Annotated in this window: 8 protein-coding genes; 3 read left to right on the plus strand and 5 right to left on the minus strand. The window is 32.9% G+C overall.

Annotation, left to right across the window (positions count from 1 at the left end; translation table 11 throughout):
* Window positions 1-2: 2 nt before the first annotated feature.
* From ABWU75_RS05850 to trmD, 3 genes are all read right to left on the minus strand, one after another.
* The gene (locus ABWU75_RS05850; RefSeq protein ID WP_253307221.1) at window positions 3-1,253 is read right to left on the minus strand and encodes a PstA family ABC transporter permease; all 1,251 of its coding nucleotides are present in this window, start codon (window positions 1,251-1,253) and stop codon (window positions 3-5) included.
* Between the two features lie 249 nt (window positions 1,254-1,502).
* Complete coding sequence (rplS, locus tag ABWU75_RS05855) at window positions 1,503-1,880, minus strand: 50S ribosomal protein L19 (protein WP_253307222.1); 378 nt, start codon at window positions 1,878-1,880, stop codon at window positions 1,503-1,505.
* Window positions 1,864-2,574, minus strand: a complete 711-nt coding sequence (gene trmD / locus ABWU75_RS05860) for a tRNA (guanosine(37)-N1)-methyltransferase TrmD (protein WP_253307223.1) — start codon at window positions 2,572-2,574, stop codon at window positions 1,864-1,866. The genes rplS and trmD overlap by 17 nt, the downstream gene beginning before the upstream one ends.
* Window positions 2,575-2,648: 74 nt before the next feature.
* On the opposite strand from trmD, the gene purC reads away from it, so the two are divergent.
* Window positions 2,649-3,371, plus strand: coding sequence for a phosphoribosylaminoimidazolesuccinocarboxamide synthase (purC, locus tag ABWU75_RS05865; RefSeq protein WP_253307224.1), 723 nt, complete (start codon window positions 2,649-2,651; stop codon window positions 3,369-3,371).
* Here purC and purM read toward each other — a convergent pair.
* Window positions 3,368-4,405 (minus strand): phosphoribosylformylglycinamidine cyclo-ligase, encoded by a 1,038-nt coding sequence (gene purM / locus ABWU75_RS05870; RefSeq protein ID WP_353286809.1) that lies wholly within the window; start codon window positions 4,403-4,405, stop codon window positions 3,368-3,370. The genes purC and purM overlap by 4 nt on opposite strands.
* Window positions 4,406-4,538: 133 nt before the next feature.
* On the opposite strand from purM, the gene ABWU75_RS05875 reads away from it, so the two are divergent.
* On the plus strand, window positions 4,539-4,832 hold the full coding sequence (locus ABWU75_RS05875) for a hypothetical protein (protein WP_253307226.1): 294 nt from the start codon (window positions 4,539-4,541) through the stop codon (window positions 4,830-4,832).
* A gap of 122 nt (window positions 4,833-4,954) precedes the next feature.
* Entirely contained in the window at window positions 4,955-5,191 is a 237-nt protein-coding gene (locus tag ABWU75_RS05880) for a hypothetical protein (protein WP_406722571.1), read from the plus strand.
* 71 nt (window positions 5,192-5,262) lie between these two features.
* On the opposite strand, the gene ABWU75_RS05885 is transcribed toward ABWU75_RS05880, so the two are convergent.
* Window positions 5,263-6,081 (minus strand): transporter associated domain-containing protein, encoded by an 819-nt coding sequence (locus tag ABWU75_RS05885; protein WP_353286810.1) that lies wholly within the window; start codon window positions 6,079-6,081, stop codon window positions 5,263-5,265.
* Window positions 6,082-6,483 lie beyond the last annotated feature (402 nt).

The raw sequence follows: 6,483 nt of genomic DNA on the forward strand, positions 1-6,483 counted from the left end.
TGCTAAAAATTAAAAAATTCGAATTTCTTTTTTACAAAATTTGCTACTAAATTTAACGCAAATAACACCAATAATAAAGCTATAATTGCAATAGCAGCAAGTTCAATAAATGCAATTTCAGGACTACTTGACCATATGTATATTTGTACAGGCAGAACAGTCGCCGGATCGAAAAAGGACGTAGGTGTATCAGCAATAAATGCTACCATACCTATCATAAGTAAAGGGGAAGATTCACCTAAAATCCTTGCAATTGCAAGCACAGTACCATGTATTATTCTTGGTAACGCAATCGGTAAAGAGTGATCTAATATCACCTTGATGTGAGGCGCACCGAGCGCAAACGCTGCATCTTTTATCGTAATAGGAACATTCGCAAAGGCATTTTTTGTTGCAATTATAATATTAGGTAACATCATAAATGAAAGAGTCATTCCACCAACAAGTGGTGAAGAGCGTGGTAGCCCAAATATGCCAAGATAGAGAGTTAAGCCCACTACACCAAATATTATTGAAGGCACTGCAGCAAGATTATTCATGCTAATTTCTACAATATTAGTCATTAGCCTATTTTTAGGCATAAATTCGTAAAGACAGATGCCCGACATAATCCCTATTGGTAATGCTAATGCTAGGCACACTATAATTGTCATTAATGAACCGATAAATGCCCCTAAAATCCCTGCATTCTCAGGTTCACGAGAGTCAGATTTAAGGAATAAAGACTTATTAAAAAATTTTTTCACTCTCCTCTTTTCTTTTAGCCAATCAAGTAATTTAGCATAACGATCATTCAAATGTTTATCTTTATTTATTGAATTAATTATACTTGACGCGGTAAACCAGATCTCATATTCACCACTATCTTTTACTTTCTTACGAAAAAATTTCTCTAGTTCTTTGTAAGAATTACGACTTAAAATTTCGTCACTGTCTTTAAAATCAGTTCCTTTAAACACCTTACGTAAAGAATCGTTGAGTAAGCCAATGGACTTATACCGCAAATCACTAGGATTATTTGTTAAAGTAAGATCAGCACTTATTTCAATTGGCAATAAAATTTTCGTTACTGTTAAGGCACTGTAAGAGTTAACTAATATACTCAACAATATACACACAGGACAGCCAAGTGAGATAACTAGTGCCGTGAAAGAGCAAAAGCGTAACGCTCTGTTCTTTTTATTTTTCCTTTTTATACGAGCATGTACACGCCTTGACTGAAGTAATTTAAGGAATTTTTTCTTTATACTCATTTATTTTTCCTGGATCCTATCGTCAAGCCCACAGCTGTACAAACGTCCAGTTTAATAAACGTTGATGTCATTCCAGTGCTTGACACTGGAATCCAGTTATAAAAATATTTACAAATCAGGCAATTGGTAACAGACTCCATGCTAAAAATAACATCCATGATATAGAATAAGGTAGATCCCAGTATCAGCTACTTGGATGACACTGGGGAAGTGTTGGGATGACACAATTGACATCACTCCCTATTGTATCTACTTAGATTTCTTTTTAACATAAGTAGTACGCTCTTTGATCCTTGCAGCTTTTCCAAATAGTTTGCATAGATAATACAGTTTTGCTCTACGAACCTTTCCTTTTCTTGTCACTTGCACTGAAACCAGTGCAGGAGAATAAACAAAAAATTGAGACACTATACTTTCTCCATGGCTCACTTTTCTGACTGCAAAAGAAGAATGTAACCCGCGGTTCCTTTTTGATATACATACACCTCCAAATATCTGTATACGTTCACTTGCACCGTCAACTACTTTAAAAGTGACCTTCAAATCATCACCAGGACGAAATTCTGGTATTTCTTTAGCTAACACTTGCATTTGCTGTTCGTTAAATTTTTTAAGTAAATTTGTCATTTATCTCTCCATTCAATAATTCAGGCCTACGCTTTTTTGTTATAACATGAGACTGCTTCTGCCTCCAATCACTTATTTTTTTGTGATTGCCAGATAACAAAACCTCAGGTACTTTATATCCCTTCCACTGCTCAGGTCTAGTATATTGAGGATATTCAAGCATACCACCATCATAACTAAAACTTTCTTCAATAATACTATCGGAATTATTTACTACACCTGGAAGAAGTCTAATGCATGCATCGAGAACCACCATCGCAGCTGGCTCACCTCCTGAAAGTATATAATCTCCGATACTTAATTCATAAGGAGTATACGCATCAATTATCCTTTGGTCAATACCTTCAAATCGACCACACAATATTGTTATATGAGGAAACTCTAATAATTCTCTGGCAATATTCTGATTAAACTTAGTTCCAGATGGAGTCATGTAAATAAACTTAGTATTTTTATGAACAGAGAGCATACTATCTACTGCATCACCAACTACATCAGAACGCATAACCATTCCTGCTCCACCTCCATATGGAACATCATCCACAGCTGAATGTTTATCTTTCGCAAAAGAACGAATATTTATTACTTCAAGGTTCCATATTTTTTTTTCTAACGCTTTTCCGGCAAGAGAATAGTTCAAAAACCCGGGGAACATTTCTGGAAATATGGTTAATATTGTAACATTGAATGCCATTAAGGTTTATTTTAAGTTATTTGGAGCTATACTCTAAGAACAGTAAATTGATATAATATATAGTTAAATTAAGCATGTCACTGAATAAAACAATATACGAAGGTAAAGCGAAAGCCATTATTGAAACTGAAGACTCATCAACTGTTATACAGCACTTTAAAGATGATGTTACAGCATTCAATAAGAAAAAATATGAAATTATTGAGGGCAAAGGAATAATTAATAATCATGTTAGTGCTTTTATCATGGAAAAGCTTGAAGAAGCAGGAACTAGCACGCACTTTATAAAAACTCTAAACGAAAGAGAACAGCTAGTCAAAAAGCTCAAGATAATACCTCTTGAGGTGGTAGTTAGAAATGTTGCAGCTGGCAGCTTTTGCAAACGTTTTAATATCAAAGAAGGTGAGGCACTTACATCTCCTATAATCGAGTTTTTTTACAAAAATGATGACCTAGCCGACCCAATGGTGAATGAAAATCACATACTGTATTTTGATTGGCTATCTAGCAAAGAAATGGATGAAGTTAAAACTACAACTTTAAAAATCAACGAAATCTTAGTCCACCTATTTTCAAATGCAAGTATATATTTAGTTGATCTCAAGTTAGAATTTGGCAGATTAATAAATGACAGTACTAAAATCATTTTAGCCGATGAAATCAGCCCTGATAACTGCAGGTTATGGGATAAAAATACTTATAAAAAGCTAGATAAAGACGTCTTTCGTTTGAATTTAGGAGATTTAAAGGAAGCGTACCTAGAAGTTGCAAAAAGACTGTCAGTAAAGTTAGACTAACTAAATATTACTCTATCAAGTGGAGGGTTACATGCCTCATCAAGTTTTCCAATAATTTCAATTTTTTCTCCACGTTTTTGGAAATGATTTTTCACGTTTTGCATATTCTCAGGACTTACGATCAATACCATGCCAATACCACAATTAAATGTTTTTAGCATTTCTTTCTTCTCTATTTTACCCTCCTTTGTTAGCCATAAAAATATATCTGGCCATTTCCAGGAATTAATGTCTATGTTTGCAAATAAGTTTTTTGGAAGAATCCGCGGAATATTATCTATCAAGCCACCACCTGTTATATGTGCAATGCCTTTTATCTTTGGCATAATAGGCAACAAAGAATCAACATATATTTTTGTTGGTTCGAGCAACACTTCTTTCCAAAGCTGATTATTCCATGGAGATGAGTCGTTATAATTTATACCTAAGCCTTTGAAAATATGGCGCACCAAAGAAAACCCATTTGAGTGAATTCCACTTGACTCTAAGCCAACTATATAATCACCTACTTTCATCATGCTACAGTTTGGAAGAATTTGCTTTCGATCAACTACACCAACCACAAACCCTGCAAGGTCATAGTGATTATTATCATACATTCCAGGCATTTCTGCAGTTTCCCCACCAACCAATGCTATTTTAGCTTGCTTGCACCCCTTTGCAATGCCTTGGACCACAGATAATAAAACGTCCTTGCTCAAAACGCCTGTTGCAAAGTAATCAAGGAAAAATAAAGGCGTTGCTCCTTGTGCAAGTAAGTCATTTACACACATTGCAACTAAATCTATACCTATAGTATCATGCCTATTCACTTCTTGAGCTATCAACAGTTTCGTACCTACTCCATCAGTTGAGGAAACAAGTACTGGATGGTCATATTTCTTACTTAGTGCAGCAAAATCAAACAACGCAGAAAATGAACCTATTTCGCTGATTACTTCTTCTCTAGTAGTTTCTTGAGCAATAGGCTTGACTTCTTTTATTAACTTATTATATAGTTCAAGATCTATTCCTGATCTGATATAAGTATTCATAATCCTTCTATAAATTTTAAAATTGTTAATACTATATTAATGCCTTGATATAAAAAGTGCAACGAAACTTTCTCTTAATTGACTATTATATGTTTACCAATATAGGGTAACTTAAATCATTTATAATTATCCAATGAACAAAAACATCAAAAACATACTGTTAATAACGGAGCTGCTATCAGGACGGCTGCTTCATGACTTTGCTAACTCTATGAATGGAATAATGTTTGGCTTAGAAGAGCTTGAAGTAATAGATAAGAACGATGCTGATGCGCAGAAGGAAGCGTTGTCGTTTCTTAAAGAAAGCTCCGATGATTTAATATATAAACATAAAGTTATGAAGCAGGCATATTCTTCTTCAGCAGATAATTACAGCTTTGATCAGACCAAATCTAATATCGAAAATTATTTATTAAAAAAAAAGTAAAGCTTACGTGGAAAATAGACGCATACTCTGCAAAAAATAAGGAAGATTTAATTGAAAAGATAAATAAGATAATTTCTAATATGGTGCTAACTATAGCCAGCGCAGTGGCGGAAGTTGAACTAGTGTCTGTTTTACTGAGTCAAACAGAAGATAAAATGCTATTAACTATAAAAATTCTAAATGAACACAAACCAATAAGCAAATCATTAGTAGACAAATTAATCAAAAAAAATGACACTAATTTAAATACAAAAGATATTAATATCTATATGACCTCTTTATTATTAGAGTACTATAAAACTGAAATGCATTGTACTTGCGAAAATAATTTGCTGGAGATAGGTTTAACTATACCTTGAGTTGCATATTTGGTTATTACAACTTTTTCTTCGTTTCAAGGCAAGACATTCCCCGACAAGGGGTACCAAATCTAATTTTTGTAATCACTTAAGTCTAGTACTATTTTATTAATGTAGCGCTCATTTGCATCTTTGATGATAAACTTCATACCATTTTTATATTTAATGACTTCATCTACAGAAGGCACTTTACCAGCAATCGAAAGAATCAAACCACCAAGTGTAACATAGTCTTCTTCAGGGTCACGTAATTCTATTTTTAGATCCTCTTCTATATCCTTTATAAGAACCCTTGCTGACACTTCAAACTTATTTTGAGACAATTCAGTAATGGTATATTCTGAATTTATTTCGTTCTCACTATCAATGTTTGGTATTAGCTCCTCTATAAGATCGGTCATTGAAATTAAACCATCAGTTCCACCATATTCATCCAATACAATAGCTAAGTATGATTTAGAAGATTTCATCCTAACAAAAAGATTAGTTGTCTTCATCGAGGGCGGAACAAATATTACGCTTTGTATAATATTTCTCAGATTAAAATTTTTATCCCTATTAAAAATAACATCTTTTACATAAAAAAAGCCTATTACGTTATCAAAGTTATTTCTATAAATTGGTATTTTAGTGTGGCAAGTGTTTTTTATCTTCTTTATTATTTCACGCTCGCTTGACTCAATGTCTACTGCGCATATCTCTGTACGTGGAGTCATTATATCCATTATACCACAATCGTGGAATTTTAATAGACCATTAAATATATTAAGGTCTGGCAGATCTTTCATTAATGCTTCAGTCGCACACTTTTTCAACACAGAAGCTTTTTTGAAAAGGAAGAGAAAAATTCTATATGCTATTTTTTCTACTAAGGTTCCTTTTTTACTCAATTTATTCCCTGTAATGGCAAAAACGTTTTCAGATCAGATTTATCAAGAAAACTTTTATTAAATGTTTAATAAGCATGTGAATAATGTCAAATTAATTTGTGAATTATTTGTTGATATAAAATACCAACAATTGATCAACAATTTTTTCAACGACATATACATAGTTATGTAACAATGCATGATGGTAAAATGTTTTCCATAAAAGAAAATTACTAACACTCTGAACATCTTACTTATACACATAAATCATAACAGAAAATCAATAGCATATAGAAGTTGTTAACATATTTATCCACAAATTAAACAACGCCAATTTTTACTGAATTTTAAGTTAGTAACAAGTCGTTGATAGAACTATTATTACTACTATACTTTAGTATACAGAAAAATAGATAAAATAGA

This window comes from Wolbachia endosymbiont (group A) of Anthophora plumipes, from assembly GCF_964028115.1.
Lineage (GTDB): Bacteria > Pseudomonadota > Alphaproteobacteria > Rickettsiales > Anaplasmataceae > Wolbachia.